Annotated in this window: 13 protein-coding genes; all 13 read right to left on the bottom strand. The window is 49.2% G+C overall.

Going from position 1 to position 15,128, the window contains the following annotated elements; translation table 11 throughout:
- Positions 1 to 26: 26 nt before the first annotated feature.
- The 13 genes from C7B65_RS00785 to C7B65_RS00725 all read right to left on the bottom strand — a co-directional run bounded on the left by C7B65_RS00785 (position 27) and on the right by C7B65_RS00725 (position 15,119).
- Positions 27 to 383 carry an SHOCT domain-containing protein gene (locus tag C7B65_RS00785; protein ID WP_073069008.1) on the bottom strand — a complete coding sequence of 119 codons (357 nt, stop codon included), beginning with the start codon at positions 381 to 383 and terminating at the stop codon, positions 27 to 29.
- Positions 384 to 409: 26 nt separating this feature from the next.
- On the bottom strand, positions 410 to 841 hold the full coding sequence (locus C7B65_RS00780) for a DUF6325 family protein (RefSeq protein ID WP_073069278.1): 432 nt from the start codon (positions 839 to 841) through the stop codon (positions 410 to 412).
- A 41-nt stretch (positions 842 to 882) separates the two neighbouring features.
- Positions 883 to 2,163, bottom strand: coding sequence for an arginine deiminase (arcA, locus tag C7B65_RS00775; RefSeq protein ID WP_073069007.1), 1,281 nt, complete (start codon positions 2,161 to 2,163; stop codon positions 883 to 885).
- 109 nt (positions 2,164 to 2,272) lie between these two features.
- A complete protein-coding gene (locus tag C7B65_RS27580; RefSeq protein WP_181314305.1) occupies positions 2,273 to 2,440 on the bottom strand; it encodes a hypothetical protein in 168 nt (55 codons plus the stop codon).
- A gap of 31 nt (positions 2,441 to 2,471) precedes the next feature.
- Positions 2,472 to 3,947, bottom strand: a complete 1,476-nt coding sequence (locus C7B65_RS00765) for a basic amino acid/polyamine antiporter (protein ID WP_073069005.1) — start codon at positions 3,945 to 3,947, stop codon at positions 2,472 to 2,474.
- A 95-nt stretch (positions 3,948 to 4,042) separates the two neighbouring features.
- Positions 4,043 to 4,495: a hypothetical protein gene (locus C7B65_RS00760; RefSeq protein WP_073069004.1), complete on the bottom strand. Its 453-nt coding sequence runs from the start codon at positions 4,493 to 4,495 to the stop codon at positions 4,043 to 4,045.
- A gap of 262 nt (positions 4,496 to 4,757) precedes the next feature.
- On the bottom strand, positions 4,758 to 5,252 hold the full coding sequence (locus C7B65_RS00755; RefSeq protein ID WP_073069003.1) for a DUF1269 domain-containing protein: 495 nt from the start codon (positions 5,250 to 5,252) through the stop codon (positions 4,758 to 4,760).
- Positions 5,253 to 5,334: 82 nt separating this feature from the next.
- A complete protein-coding gene (locus C7B65_RS00750) occupies positions 5,335 to 5,724 on the bottom strand; it encodes a response regulator (protein WP_073069002.1) in 390 nt (129 codons plus the stop codon).
- A gap of 29 nt (positions 5,725 to 5,753) precedes the next feature.
- Positions 5,754 to 5,969: a hypothetical protein gene (locus tag C7B65_RS00745; protein WP_073069001.1), complete on the bottom strand. Its 216-nt coding sequence runs from the start codon at positions 5,967 to 5,969 to the stop codon at positions 5,754 to 5,756.
- A gap of 85 nt (positions 5,970 to 6,054) precedes the next feature.
- Positions 6,055 to 6,438 carry a response regulator gene (locus C7B65_RS00740; protein ID WP_317615773.1) on the bottom strand — a complete coding sequence of 128 codons (384 nt, stop codon included), beginning with the start codon at positions 6,436 to 6,438 and terminating at the stop codon, positions 6,055 to 6,057.
- A 294-nt stretch (positions 6,439 to 6,732) separates the two neighbouring features.
- On the bottom strand, positions 6,733 to 11,850 hold the full coding sequence (locus C7B65_RS00735) for a PAS domain S-box protein (RefSeq protein WP_073069000.1): 5,118 nt from the start codon (positions 11,848 to 11,850) through the stop codon (positions 6,733 to 6,735).
- 55 nt (positions 11,851 to 11,905) lie between these two features.
- A complete protein-coding gene (locus C7B65_RS00730; protein ID WP_073068999.1) occupies positions 11,906 to 13,042 on the bottom strand; it encodes a response regulator in 1,137 nt (378 codons plus the stop codon).
- A gap of 268 nt (positions 13,043 to 13,310) precedes the next feature.
- Positions 13,311 to 15,119 (bottom strand): mechanosensitive ion channel family protein, encoded by a 1,809-nt coding sequence (locus tag C7B65_RS00725; protein ID WP_073068998.1) that lies wholly within the window; start codon positions 15,117 to 15,119, stop codon positions 13,311 to 13,313.
- Positions 15,120 to 15,128 lie beyond the last annotated feature (9 nt).

The raw sequence follows: 15,128 nt of genomic DNA, 5'->3' as shown, positions 1-15,128 counted from the left end.
GATCGCGTTCCAAAAAACGGGTTGCACTAACCGAGTATCTTTGCTTTGGCAAGCTGAAATTCTTCTTCAGACAGTGCGCCGGCCTCTTTAAGCTGCGTCAGTTGAGTCAGTTGAGCCAACAGATCGGTCTGTGCTGGTGCTGCTGGTGCCGCTGGAACTGCCGCCGCTTGGACTTGCATAGATTGGACAGCGGCAAGTTGAGCTTTTATTTGCTCCATCTCGGCTTGAGTCTGTATCTTTGCTGCCTGTTCTTGCTGCGCCTGAATCGCACTCTGATTCATTGCGCCGCTCGTTGCTCTGCTTGCCGCCGTTGCGGTACTGCTGATCACGGCTGTTCTTGCCACAGTACCTAACAAACCTCGACCCCCTCGCCTTCTGACCATTTGAGCCTCCTGTAGAGAAAGAGAATTTATACTGTTACCTGAGTCTGAGCCGCTATGACTTCATCAATCACGCTGCTGGGAATTCGTTCGCTGAGTAAAAGTTGACCGTCGGCATTCAAAACCGCATCCCGGAATGCAGTTGCCCAGATGTTTTCAAACAGCATTAGGGCTGCGAACGAGTTGTTATCCAAAGATTGAGAGATCTGTTGCACATCTTCCTCAGCGATCAGCCCAGAAATGTCGGCAATGATTGGATCTAATAGGCTGTGATCAACATCATCCATCTCATCAATTTCGGTCATCGTCACTTCACCATTATCACTCTTCTTGATGAAGAGGATATCGATGATACGAATCGTCTTGTTCTCCACTAACGCTTTCAATGCCGACGAAATTTCGTCTTTGATAAAGTTGCTGGGAAACTTGACGCACAGCATTTCAACCGGACCTAAAGACATGACTTGCTCTCCTAGTTTTAAGCTTCGATCGACGAGTGGCACTAAAAGTCAACCGCATCCCGAATGATGGGACAGGTCATACAGTGTCCGCCGCCCCGTCCGCGTCCCAGTTCAGAACTCGCGATCGTCACGACTTCGATGCCTTCTTTACGGAGAGCCGTGTTGGTCAAGACATTGCGATCGTAGGCAACCACCACACCGGGTTCTAAGCAGACAAAGTTGTTGCCGCTGTCCCACTGCTGCCGCTCTCTGGCGTAAGCATTGCCCTGGGTTTCCACGACGCGCATCTTCTTCAACCCCAGCGATGAAGCAACGACATCAACAAAAGTACCGGAGTCTTTGGTCAACTCGTACCCCGGTGCTTTGTCACTGGGTCGCAGAGAGAACGTTGTGACCTGATTCATAATGTCAGCATACAGGCTAACCAGATCGCGATCGCAGAAGGTGAACACGGTATCGAGGTGCATCGCCGCGCGGAGTTTAGGCATTCCGGCAACAATCACCCGTTCTGCCGCTCCTTTAGCAAACAACGCCGCCGCCACTTGAGTAATTGCCTGACGGGAAGTGCGTTCGCTCATGCCGACTAGGACAACCCCATTGCCGATCGGCATCACATCCCCCCCTTCAAACGTGGCAGAGCCGTGATGTTGAGTAGGATCGCCCCACCAAACCTCAAACTTCGCCTGAGTAAAGCTAGGGTGAAACTTGTAGACCGCCGTTGCGAGAACGGTTTCTTCATGGCGAGCCGGCCAGTAGAGCGGGTTCAGAGTCACACCGCCGTAAATCCAACAGGTCGTATCGCGGGTGAAGATGGTATTGGGCAATGGTGGCAGCAGGTATCCAGTCACGCCGCTGGCTTCTTGCGCTGCCCGAAGGAAGTCACCACCCGCCTCTTTGGGAATGTCATAGATGGCAAGCCCGCCGATCAGGTATTCAGCCAAGTGACGAGAACTCAAGCTTTCTAAGAAGGCGCGCACATCTTCAACTAGCCCCAGCCCCACCTCATTAGGGACAATTTGCTGATCTAAGATCCATTTTTTTGCCTCTGGAATATCGAGGGTTTCTGCCAGGATTTCGTGTAGTTCAATGACTTCGACCCCGCGACCGCGCATCTTCATCACGAAGTCAGCGTGGTCGCGCTTTGCCATATCTACCCACAGCACGTCATCAAATAGCAGATCGTCGCAGTTTGAGGGAGTCAAACGAGAATGGGCTAAACCCGGTGAGCAAACCATTACTTTTCGCAGTTTGCCAACTTCGGAGTGTACACCATAGGAAACAGCAGTTGGATTGGTGGTAGCAGTATTGGTTGTGACAGTCATAATAACTCCGTTGATTAGATTTCGATCCGAGTGTTACATTCACGATTCTCATTGATCTCTGTAGGAATGGTCTTCTCCCGTCTCTGGCATCCATCAGCGGACTGTTAAGTTAAAAAACGGTGACTTGTTCCATGAGGTTCATGTCCTCATCTTGGCTAGTAGCGATCGCACCCACTTCAGTAGGTAGATCCTCAATTGCCCAGGCAGAGTTTTCCCATAACAAACTACCGCTTGCCAGAACGGATAGACTCAGCGATCGCCCTACTGCCTTACCCATAGCCACATTTGGCATAACGCCCTCACACTGTTTAGATAGTGATCCGACCTGTCGAAAGTGCAAAAAGGGCTGAAAGAGCCGCGATCGTAGCCAGAGAGAAAAGGAACCACTCTCCGAACGTAAATACTTTTCTGTTCTGCTCCCGGCGGGCCATGAAGAACAGAATTGTTCCTGGCGCTAAGATTAGCCCCGACAACAATAACTTCTCTAGACCACCTGCGTAGATCATCAAGATAGAATAAGCCGTGGCGATCGCAGCAATGACTAACTCCTTGGTGCGGTTGCGAGAATCGCGATCGTAGGTTTCTCCGCTCCAAGCCAGTTTTAGCGCGAAGGCAGCAACCAGCAGGTAGGGAATCAAAGCCAGCGAACTCGTCAACTCTAGGGCAAGGATGAATGCCTGTTGACTGAACAGAGTCGCAATCAAAAATGCCTGAACCGTAATATTGGTCATCCAGAGCGATGCCGAGGGTACTCCATTGCTGTTTTCCCGCGCTAGGAAACTCGGCATGAGATTGCTTTTGGCAGCCATGAACGGAACCTCGGAGGCAAACAGAGTCCATGCCAGGAAGGCACCGAGTACCGAGACTAGCAGACCGAGGCTGATGAATATGTTACCCCAGCGACCCACAACCGACTCAAATAAACCTGCCATCGACGGATTTCGCAATACCCCCAGTTCTGCTCGTGGCAAAATCCCGTAGGGCAAAACCGTAACCAGGATCAGCAGACAGAGTACCCCCACAAATCCCAACACCGTAGCGACACCCACGTCAGATCGTTTCTCGGCATAGCGAGAGTAGACACTTGCGCCTTCAATGCCGATAAACACAAACACGGTGACCAGCATCGTGTTGCGAACCTGACTGAATAAAGACTCGGCATCATAGCCTTGACCGCCCCAAAAATTTGCGGCAAAGATATCTGGTTTGAACGCGAATAAGAGGACAAAGATAAAAATGACGATCGGCACAATCTTGGCGATCGTGACGATCGTGTTTAGCCCCGTCGCCTGCTTGACACCCCGCAAGATCATAAAGTGAAAAATCCACAAAATGATCGATGCAAAAAACACCGCCGTAACCGTGTTGCCGTCTCCAAATACAGGAAAGAATTCCCCCAAGGTCGATTTGATCAGGACGAAGTAAGAAGTGTTCCCTACACAGGTACTTGCCCAGAAAGCCAGCGCCGCAAGGAACCCAATATAATTGCCAAACCCGGTTTTGGCGTATGCGAAAATACCCGAATCTAGATCGGGCTTGCGTTGTGCCAAATTTTGGAAGACAAATGCCAGCATCAGCATACCGACACCCGCGATCACCCAGGCAATCAGCCCACCCAATACTCCGGTTGCGCGGCCAAACGCGGAAGGGATGGTAAAGATGCCCGCGCCCACCATCGAACCAACGACCAGTGCAGTGAGTGCCGCGACAGAAAGCGTTTGCTTATCTGATGCTAGGCTAGGAGACTGTTCTGATGCCGTATTGTAGTTCTGTTCTGATGCCATACAATGCTCCTATGTACTGCTAGATGCCATACTGTCAACCTTTGAATCACTCGGCTTTCACGGATGAGATGAAGGTAAAACAGTAGCAATGGCGCTTACGGGCACGCTAAAACAAAAACTTGATAGGCAGTATTGCGACTGCCTGTGATTCGGGTGTTGATCTGGAAAGGCTGCCGATTTGTCGGGGGTCGAAAGGGCTGGTTGTAGAGGTAAAAGCGCCTTGCCTCGATCGTGCGCGACACCGCTCGTGACGATGAGCCGTCGTTATACTTAAGATTCACTTCTGCCGTATAGCGCGAATTATTTTCAGGGATGAGTTTGGCAACATAACTGCTAAAACTCCTCCCTGTAGGCACCGCAAAATCAGTGTTGGCATTAGAGTTGTTGAGAGCAATGATCTGCCGAACTGCGCGTTGTCCGGTAGAAATTTCTCTGAGGTAAACGCAGGTTGCGGGCGCAGCGGGTAGTGCTTGTGCCTGCGTGGGTTGCAACATCACGGCTGCTGTCGCTACAGAAAGTCCGGTCGCAAGGGTTAAAAGCTTTTTCATGGTTGTGACTCCTCGAAATTACAAAACAGAAAATCAGTGCCTCCTAAGTTTTTGTTTAGGAAGCAGATCTAAGTAAACGTCAGTTCGACGAGTTTTCTCGCTTCGTTGTCAGCGGCTTCTGCCCCCTAAATCCCCCAGAATGGGGGACTTTGAACCGGAGATTTTGGCTTGAAGTCTCCCAAAATTGGGGGATTTAGGCAGCTCTCCGACTTCACAATCGAAGCGAACCACTTCTATCAAACTGACGTTAAGGAACAATCAACTACACTTCTGAACCAAAGTCTTCGCGCAGTTTGGTTTCTTGCTCGGTCGATAGGTTGGATTGAATCAATTCACCTTTTTCTTCGGGTGCAAAAGCGGCACTAACCTTGTCAACAGTCACCTGGCCCGTCAACAAAAACAGGGCAGAAGTGCCTTCCGTGACTTTGCTTTGCACATCTTGAATGAAATTGTCACTGATGCCATAGTCAGTAAACTTACCTGAAATCGCGCCTGCTGTGGCACCCACTATCACCCCTAATAAAGGAGCAAAAAACAGGAGACCAAACAACATTCCCCAGAATGCACCGCCCAGCGCACCCGCTCCAACCGTATTGAAGGCCTGGTTGGTTTTAGGGCTTTTCCGCCCCTGGGGCCAAGAGACGATCGCGGCATCTAAAACTTGCACGATCTGCTGTTTTTGTAAGTCTCCTAACTTCGTCAGCGCATTCTCTGCACCAGTAGCAGTATTGAATTTCCAGACGGTTAATGTTGACATGGTTTTCTCCTAGTTTAGTCGTCAAATGTTAATGAGTTGGTTTGCCTATATCAAACAGCTATCTAGATGTCAGATAGGCTTGCTATAGATCTCCATTACTCCAACCAAGCAAGCGAGAAACTTGAGCGGGTAAAGTAGAAGGATTGAACGGTTTTGTGATTGCTCCGGCAAATCCCATTTGCTGAAGCTGGTTTGAGGTAAACCAACTGGCTCTAGCAGTAATCAGCAAAATTGGAATAGATCGAGTCATTGAGTGTCGCTTCAGTTGCTCAATAAATATGAGGGCATCTGTTTCTGAAGTAGAAGCGTCCAGCAAAATGGCATCAGGGTAGGTAATCATACACAAATTAACGCCCTCTTGAATCGAGTCCGATAGAGTAACCCTCCAGCCCCCAAACTCGCTCAAAGAAGTGTGTAAAACTTCTCGGATGCTGGCTTCATGCTCAATCAATAGAATTGATTTAGTAGACATGAATAACCTGCCATTAGTGAGGACAGCCTTCACTGGAATGATTGTTTGAGAAGCTTTTGGAGCATTCCTTCAATCTGAAAATGACGATCGAGATCCAATTGCAGATCCTCCAAAGCTTGTCTGGCGATCGCGACCATAACCTGTGCAGATGCATAATCATGCTCGTGCAGCTTTTGTAAAGCTTCACTTAAAACATGGGTCGCAACTTCAACACGGCTAACTTTGGATAAGTCATCGCTGAACATGACGGAAGTAACTTTGTAAGTCACTGGGTTGATTTGTCTTTTAGATTAGACCAAAAAAATATGAAGCTGATATGAAAGAATGTTTTTATACTCTCCATCCCAGGATTCCGGCGACTTTTCTCCAAATGGTCATCGGGTCGAAGGGCTTTGTGATCACCCCTGCAACGTCTAAATCTGTTAATCGGCGGCGATCGTTGGGCAACACTTTAGCCGTTAACACAATCACTGGAATCTTCTGAGTTTTAGGATCTGCCTGAAGTTCTTCGCACATCTGAAAACCATCCATATCTGGCATTGAGATATCTAACAGAATGGCATCTAGGGTTTGAGTCTGGGCAATCTGCAAGCCTTCAACACCGGATGTAGCCGTGACCGTCAGCCAGCCTGCAAATTCTTCTAGCGATACCCGCACGACCTCGCGAATATCTTCTTCATCATCCACAATTAGAATCCGCTTAGTCACGTTCATTAGATCTCCTGCACGAATCTTCCCTCACCCTAGCCCTCTCCCCAACTACCGTGTATACATAAGTCCTTTCGCTTCGTTGTGAGCGGCTTCTGCCCCCTAAATCCCCTAAAATTGGGGGACTTTGAAACTGAGAGTCTGGGGTCAAAGTCTCCCAGAATGGGGATTTAGGGGGCAAATCCCCAGCCAATCCGAGCTTAAACAATTTGTGTACACACAGTAGCCCCAAGGAGAGGGAACAAGAGAGTTCTGGCTCCTTTCTCCTTGGGGTGAAGGGTTGGCGAGGGCTGTTCAGATTCATATAGGGTGTTCATTGTTCCCAGTCAAAGGCAACGTGAAGTAAAAGATGCTTTCTTTACCCAAACTGCTCTCTGCCCAAATTTGTCCGCCGTGTTGTTGCACAATTTTTTTGCAAATCGCCAATCCCAATCCGGTTCCCCCTTTTTCGCGAGAATCGGACATATCTACCTGCTGGAACTCTTCAAAAATCATTTCGAGTTTGTCTGGCGGAATGCCACGACCTTGGTCAGCGATCGAGAAAAGGAGGTAGGGAGTCGGGATAGAAATCGTTTTCCCATTCCCCATCCTCCGTTCTCCATTCTCCATTTCAGCCTTTAGCCAAACTGTATCGCCTGGAGATGAAAACTTGATAGCATTGCTCAACAGGTTGATCAGGGTTTGAAGAATGGCATCGGGGGCGACCCGAACGATGATCGAGAGGGAAGTGAGCGAAAGGGTAATGGCTGACTGATCGGCGATCGATTGAATGCTATCGACTGCCTGTTGCATCAGGTCAGTCAACTGGCAGCCCTCCATCGCAAGCTGAACTTTGCCCGACTCTAACCGTTCTAAACTGAGAATATCATCGACCAGACGCACGAGGCGCTCGCTGTTATTAATCGCAACTTGCAGCATGTGTTTGGCTTTTTCGGGTCGATCGTCGAAAACACCTGTGCCCAAAATGCCGAGAGCACCTCGAATCGAGGTTAATGGCGTGCGAAGTTCGTGGCTAATAATCGAAACAAACTCGTTTTTCATGCGTTCAATTTTCAGCCGATCGCGAATGTCTTGAATGTGTGCCACGACGTAGAGCAGTTGTCCATTGTGATCTCGAACGGGTGCTGCATTGACGAGCACTGGCACGATTGTTCCTCGTTTGGTGATATATCGTTTTTCTATTTGAAAAGAAGGGGTCTCACCTGACAGCATTTGCCGAAACCCCTCCAGATCTGTCTCTAGATCTGCTGGATGCGTAATATCCTGAAAATTCAGTTCTAATAGCTCTGCTTCGGGATATCCAACTATGTCACAATAGCAAGCATTCACTTTCCGAAACTGCCCTGTCGATGAAACCAGAGAAACCCCGATCGGGGCATCGTCAAACGCATTACGGAATAGTTCTTCACTGGCGCGTAGCGCTGCTTCAGTCTGTTTGCGCTCGGTAATGTCTACAAACCCCCCAATCACGCCTCTGACTTTGCCCTGCTCATCGAGCAATGGAGAGGCATAAGAGAGCAACTGAACCACGGTTCCGTCTAGACGCACAATGTCAACTACTTCATCCCTCACTTCAACGTTATGGGCTGCCGCATACTGCATCGGTAGGTTTTCGGCAGACAGTTCTTGACCCTCTCTATAGACTCGATAAGCGGGACGATCGTCAGCCGATGCACTGGGGGAAGCATTCTCGCCAAGAGGAACTTTCAGCAGTTCAGATAAGCAGGGATTGACGTGAGCGACTCGGCACTCTGGGTCTTCCCCGATTGCTACGCCAATGGGCAGCACCTCAAACAGGGTTTGTAGCTCGCTAACCCGGCGGGTCAGTTGCTGGTTAAGCTGCTGAATTTCGGCTTCGGCTTGTTTGCGATCGGTAATATCTTCTGCCAACCCCACAACTCGTAAAGGGTTTCCGTTCTCGTCGTGCACAACCAAAGATTCTGACTCAATCCACCGAACTTCGCCATCTGAGCAAGCGATGCGGTATTGGAGGCGCGCCTGGTTGCCAGAGAGTAACTGATTGAACCCCCACAAAACATACTCTAAATCTTCAGGATGAATCCGATCGAGCCAGGAGCTTGGATTTTGATAAAGGCTCTCGCAGGAGTAGCCCCATAGTTTTTCGTAAGACGGACTGATGTAGAGATACTGTCCTGTCGTGACAGATATCACATAGACTACCTGGTTGACAGTTTGAGCAATCTCCTGAAAACGAGCTTGACTTTCTTGCAGCGCAATCTCAGCCCGTTTGCGATCGCTAATATCTTCTACCGTACCCACCACTCGAACAATGGCTCCAGACTCGTCTCGCAGAGGGAATGCTTGCGATTGCAGCCAGCGTATTTCATCATTCGGGCAGATGAAACGATACTCTTCATTAAAGTTTTCGCCTTGATTTTCTCGCTGTAGCTTTTCTTGGATGCGATCGCGATCGTCGGGGTGAATATTGTCCAGCCAATGAGACATCCCTTGGTCGGAAGATTGGGGTGATGTTCCAATAATGGCTTCATAGGCAGGATTCACGTAGGAGTAGTGACAAGATGCTATTTCAAAAACAAAAAACCCCTCCTGCACGGTTTCTGCTAATTGCCGGAAGCGGTTTTCACTGGCTTGCAGAGCCGCTTCTGCTTGTTTGCGTTCGGTGATATCCCAGCCAACAGAATGGTATTCAATGAAGCGCCCTTGTTGATCGAAGATGGCTCGACAGTTCCACTGAGTCCAACGAATTTCTCCATGAGAGAAAGCCCGATTTTCAATGGTTACTGTAGGATTCTCTAAGCTCATAGAGTTGATCAGTTGAGCGACCCGATCTTGGTCTGCTGCAAAAATTACAGGCTGATAACGGCTCCCAACCGCCTTTTCTGGGTCTAGCCCAAAATAGCGACAGTAAGCTTCATTCACAAAGGTGATTGTGCCATCTGGCTGATATCGGCAGATCAGCTCTGTTTGATCTTCGATGATGCTGCGATAGCGGGCTTCGCTCAGTTGCAAAGCGGCTTCTATCTGGTTGCGTTGGGTCAAATCTCGAATCACGACTAGCACTTCGTCGGTGTCAAGCGGCACAATCCTGGCTTCTTGCCAGAGATACTGTCCTTCAACCCAGAGTGGAAACTCATAGACCTGGATTTCTCCGGTTTGCAAGGCTGTGATCGCAGCGGTCAGGCGCTGTTCTGCCGCTTCGAGTGGCAGAATATTGCGAATGTTTTCCCCTCTTCTTAAATTTGGAAAGGCGATCGGAAAAGCCTTTGTGGGCTTGAAGTCTAAGTAGGTTCCATCTCGATGCATCCGAATGATTAAATCTGGTAAGGCATTCAGAATGGTGCGATTGAGGGTTTCGCTCTGTCTCAGCGTCTCTTCTGCTTGTTTGCGATCGGTGATATCTACGACCACTCCATGCCAAGCAGTCGCACCGTTCTGTCGCCGCTCAGGTTGAGAATTGCCTTGTAGCCATTTAATCTGACCAGACGGAGGAATAATGCGCCACTGGTGACTAAATAGATTGAGGGTTTGCATACTCTCGCTCACTGCATCCCGATAACTGCCCTGATCATCAGGATGGATGGCATTCAATAATATGCTGGCATCTTGCAAAATTTGCTCTGCATCTACTTCATGAATGATCTCTACTGCTGAACTCATGTATTCAAACCAGGTATGTCCCGTCGGTTCTTGCACAAGTGTGTAGATGTTACCCGGTGATAGTTGATTGTATTGATGCAACCATTGTTCAGTTTTATGCAGTTGTTCTTCAATTTGTTTGCGATCGCTAATATCCCTGCCAATGCCCAGCACATAGATTTCGCTGTTGATTTCAATCAGTTCGGCAGATAACAGTACCGTTTTAATTTGTCCCGATCGAGTCTGGCTATGCACTTCCAGATTACGGACACAACCGTTCTGCTGCAACACTTCGTGGAAATGGGCACGATCGTCCAGGTCGCCCCAAATTCCGAGATCCAGAAACCGCTGCCCGATCAACTCCTCACGCGAATATTCCAGCACATCCAAAAAGCTTTCGTTGGCTTCTACACAGCGTTCTTCTGCCAACGTTGAAAGGGCAATTAGGTCAGGGCTGGAGTGAAAGATGATGGTGAATTTTTCCTCTGATTCTGCCAGGGCTGTTTTGATGCGATCGAAAGACTGTTGCAGTTGGTCTGCCATTTGGTTAAATGTCTGCGCCAGACTGTTTAACTCGTAGATTGGGGTATTGGTGGGCAAGCGTTGATTGAGATTGCCTGCTGCCAGTTCTCGACTAACCCGATTTAATTGGGCAAAGCGGGCGGTGAGATAGTGGGCAGTGAGCAGCCCCAGCGAGATCGCCGCGCCGAGAGTCAGCAGAGAGAATAAAACTGTTATGTACGTATTGTCCTGAATGGCTGCCATGAAATGGGACTTCGGAATTACCGTCACAACTTGCAAATTCAGCCCGTACTGATCTTGAAAGGGCGTGATTTTGACGTTTTGCAGTTCACCTTTGTAACTAAATTCTAGGTATTGGGGTTTATCTAGAGATCTCAACGTGCCTGGGCGATCGCGCAAATATTCACCTAGCGATCGCGTCAAATCATCCCGACTTTGATCAAGGGTTAGTTGCTTAAGCTGTTTGTGAACGCCTGTTCCAGCCCCGACTTTATAGAGTTTCTCTTGTAGAGACGTGGCGATCAGGGCACCGCCTTGATCGGTGATCATGACTCGACCAAAGCGGCTGATATCCAAGCGCTGGAGAACCTTACTCAAATAATCTAGCTGAGTATGGACTGTGAAAACTCCCAACAGGCGCTTCGTGATGGGATCATAAACAGGTTGGGAGGTGTTTAAGGTTAGCGCTTCCAAAGAACCATACTGAGAAATCGGTGCCCATCCAGGCTGACCCGTTTTGACGGCTCGTTTATACCAGGGGCGATCATGAATATCCAGACCATTTTCAGTGTAGACAAGTTGCCCCCGTTTGCCCTGGTTGTCTAGACGGTAAACCAGCATTTTGTCTGGACGAGGGGGATCGGCAACGACCAAATGCAACTCTGGCAATCGTTCAACCACTCTAAACGTGCCTTGCGGATTAGCAAATAGAACCGCCGATACCTGATCAAATTGCTGCAACCGATTAAACAAAGCAGCTTCCAGGGCTGGAACATCTTGGGGATCAATCTGCCCCTGATTGACGGCATCGACATTCAACCGATTAATCAATAGGGGTGTTTGCAGATAGGTCTTGAGTTCTTGTGTCACCCGCTCGTTTGTCTCTGCAACTAATCGCTGCCCCAAATCAGCCACAGACTCTTGTCCACTCCGGTAAGATAGGTAACCCACTAGTGCCACCGCTGCCACCGTTTGCAACACAAAGGGAACTACTAGTACCTCATGCAGAGGGACGTTTGCTATCAAGCGGCGGAGGGTTTGGGGCAGGGCGATCGGCATGAAGAATGCTTAACGCTAAGAGAATAAACAACTTATATCAGACTGAATCGGTATCTCAAACCAAGTTGCAGCCCGATACGTCACTCATTATCGGTTTAGCTAACTCGTGCTTCAACTCCTCCAGCAATTGACACAACTGATCTGCTAATCGCGTTTTCTGGCTCGACTCGTTTTCTAACAAGCGTTCAATGGCTTGTGCGACCTCCGAAGCTTTGACATAGCCAAACGTTCCTAACCCTCCTGCCAGTTTGTGCGCTTCTGTTTGCGCGGCTTGGCGTTGCTTCAAACTAAAATTGCCTGCTTGCAACGATCGCTCCGCTGTTTCTAACACGGTGAATCGCTGCTCTAGCGATACGTGAAATCGCTCGGCAATTTGCTGAATTGCCATCACGCCCCGCTGCTCTCTAGCCTGCCCGTGATCCCAATCTACTGCCAAAACTGGGTGCGAGGCAATTTCTCCCTGATCTCTTGCTGTCTCTTTATCCTTGCGCCCCAGTGTCTTCCTATCCTCTATTGGTGCTGCTTTTAACCGATATCCCAACCCATATACTGTCTCAATCATGTCAGTCACCATGCCTGAAGACTTCAACCGTTGTCGCAAGTCTTTAATCAAATTGGTGACAGAACCTTCAACCGGAGTTTCCTCCATCGACCACAGGTGATCAATAATGTTACTGCGGCTGAGGATACGTTGAGGAGGGCGAAGAAATAGTTCTAGTAGGCTATATTCTTTGGGTCGGAGGGCGATCGGTTCGTGATTGTAAGTAACCTGAGCCAAAGCGGGATCAAGGCAAAGTAGTTCCCAGGTCAACACGGGGGCCGATGCAGCATTTCCCCCACGCCGCAAAAGTGCTCGCACTCGCGCTAGTAGCTGAGAGGGGGCACAAGACTTGGCTACATAGTCATCGGCACCCGCATCTAGTCCGGCAATGACATCTTCGTCTGCGTCTTTTGTGGTTAGCATCAAAATTGGAGTTTGACAGCCCTGAGCGCGGAGGCGACGGCAAACTTCAATTCCATTTAACGTGGGGATCAAAACATCTAAGAGAATCAGGTCGTAACTCCATTGGGTTGCCAGTTCTAGCCCGACTGATCCATCTGCGATCGTATCCACAGCATAACGATGAGCAGAGAGCGTTGCGGAGATCAATTCACTAGTCGGTTGATCGTCTTCTATAAAAAGGATCTTCATTGCGAACTCTCTCCGGCGAACCTTGCCTAATTTGAAATAAAGAGCGTTCTGCCCGATGATCATCGATCGGGTGAGACTTGCGGATGGTCGAGAAGATATTACCACTCCCGTACTCTATCACACAAGGGAATTCAACCCCTTGCAGAGGTAAAAATGGTTACCTTGATGCTTGAGAGATAGCCGTCCTAAATGAATGGTGGGATGGGCATCTTGCCCGTACAGGCTAGAAGCCTATCCCAGTCTGACAACTGAAATAGGATTGCTATCGCTACTCAACTGCTTGTGAACGCTCAACAGTGCTGGGTTCGCTAAAACCGTTTTCCATGACAACTTGTTGAGGAATGCCAATTTGGATGTGGTTGCGATCGAAGTCAATTTTGAGACGACGACGCAATTCTCGCGCAGTGTTCCACTGTTTGAGCGGAGCGGTTTTAATCAAGATTCGGATCACGATTCCAGTATGGGAAATCTGCTCAACCCCAAACAATTCGTGGGTATCCAGGATCACAGATTGCCATGCTGGATCTTGTGCCATACGATCGACCGTTTCGCGAACTACGGCGAGGGCGCGATCGACATCAGTGTTATAAGCGACTTCAATGCGAAAATCGGTGCGGGCCCAAGTGCGTGACCTGTTTTCCACCTTGGCGATTAAGCTATTGGGTAGAGTAATCAAATTACCTTCGTCACTGCGAATCTGAGTAACCCGCAGGTTCAGATTTTCCACCATTCCAGAGATATCGGCAACTCTGATATTGTCTCCAATCCGAAACTGATCTTCGAGCAAAATCAGGAAGCCATTGACGAGATCTTTGACCAGACTTTGTGCTGCGAACGAAACTGCCAGTGCAAGCAACGCCCCTAACGTCAGAACCGAACCTGGCACTAAGTTCAACCATTGGAGCACCCAAAGGATCGCGACCATGTAAACCACAACCATTTTTAACCCTTTGACCACGTTGGCGATCGTGGCGATCCGTTGCAGATTCGCTTCAGTCAAAGATTGTTCCTGCTCCCGATTTTGGATGAACTGATCAACGAGCAAATCGGTCAGCCGATTCGTTAACCCCGTTACAAACCAGGTGATCAAAATCACAATAGGAATCGTAACAACCTTTTTAGCAAACTGGCGCGTTTGGGGAAAGGCATTGAGACTGTAAGCAACCCCAACCACCCAGATCAGGGCGATCGCCCAAAACAGAAACCATTGCAAAAACTGAACCATTTGCAGTCGTCGCTGTAGGCTGAAATGATGGCGCAGTCCTTGAAACAGTTGCAGCCCTTGATTTGTATCCGATGGTTCTACAGCAAGTTCTGGAATGTGAAGCTCGTGGGCGTGAATCATTGCAGACTCTGCTACCTGGTGTTGCTCAAGTTGTTGTCTGCGTCGGCTAAAAAATGCCCACGCCGTCCCTAACACCAGCGTCAATAGCAAGGTTGCAACCAAGACTTTGATCACTGTAGAAACTTGTTGCTGCAAGGCTTCGGGTTGGCGTAGTTCTAGCGCCTGCCGGAGTTCTCGCTCTAGAATCTCTTTCCATCGGGTTGCCAATAGGTCTTTGCTGATTGAAGCATATTGAGCATCTGTATCGGTCACTGTTAGCAAAACCTTTGCTTCAGACAAGGTGGCATCTTTGACAGATAAAACAGGCAGCCCATTCACGGTTTCGCTCAAAACCTGGAATGTGTTGGGGTTCAGCACCTCCTTGTCCGACAATCCATTACCAGTGACCAGTTGTTCCAGATTGCGTTCTATCTGCGTGGCGCGAACTTCGACGGGAACCTGGCTACCGGGTTCGCTGCGATTGAGCACAGCCGGAGAAGCAATTCTAAACAATTCTTTCCCGTCTAGGCGCACCTCAGTAGATTCTAGGGTGCCTCGCCGTTCGACCCCGTTGGGAAGGGGCTGTGTTCCGCTTGGGGTCGTCAAGGATGGCAATTGCCCCAGGGGGATCGATCGGGCGATCGCGGGATTCATCAACACAATGAGTATCGCGATGCTGCACGCAATGAATGGGCGCAGCAGACGGGTTCTTTTCCATTGACGGTTGAACATAGATGCGATCGCTGTAGCCATAACTGGACG

The sequence above is a fragment of the Phormidesmis priestleyi ULC007 genome, from assembly GCF_003003695.1.
Lineage (GTDB): Bacteria > Cyanobacteriota > Cyanobacteriia > Leptolyngbyales > Leptolyngbyaceae > Phormidesmis_A > Phormidesmis_A priestleyi_A.
Note: the sequence above shows the minus strand (reverse complement) of the source record. Positions and strands in the feature narration are given on the sequence as shown.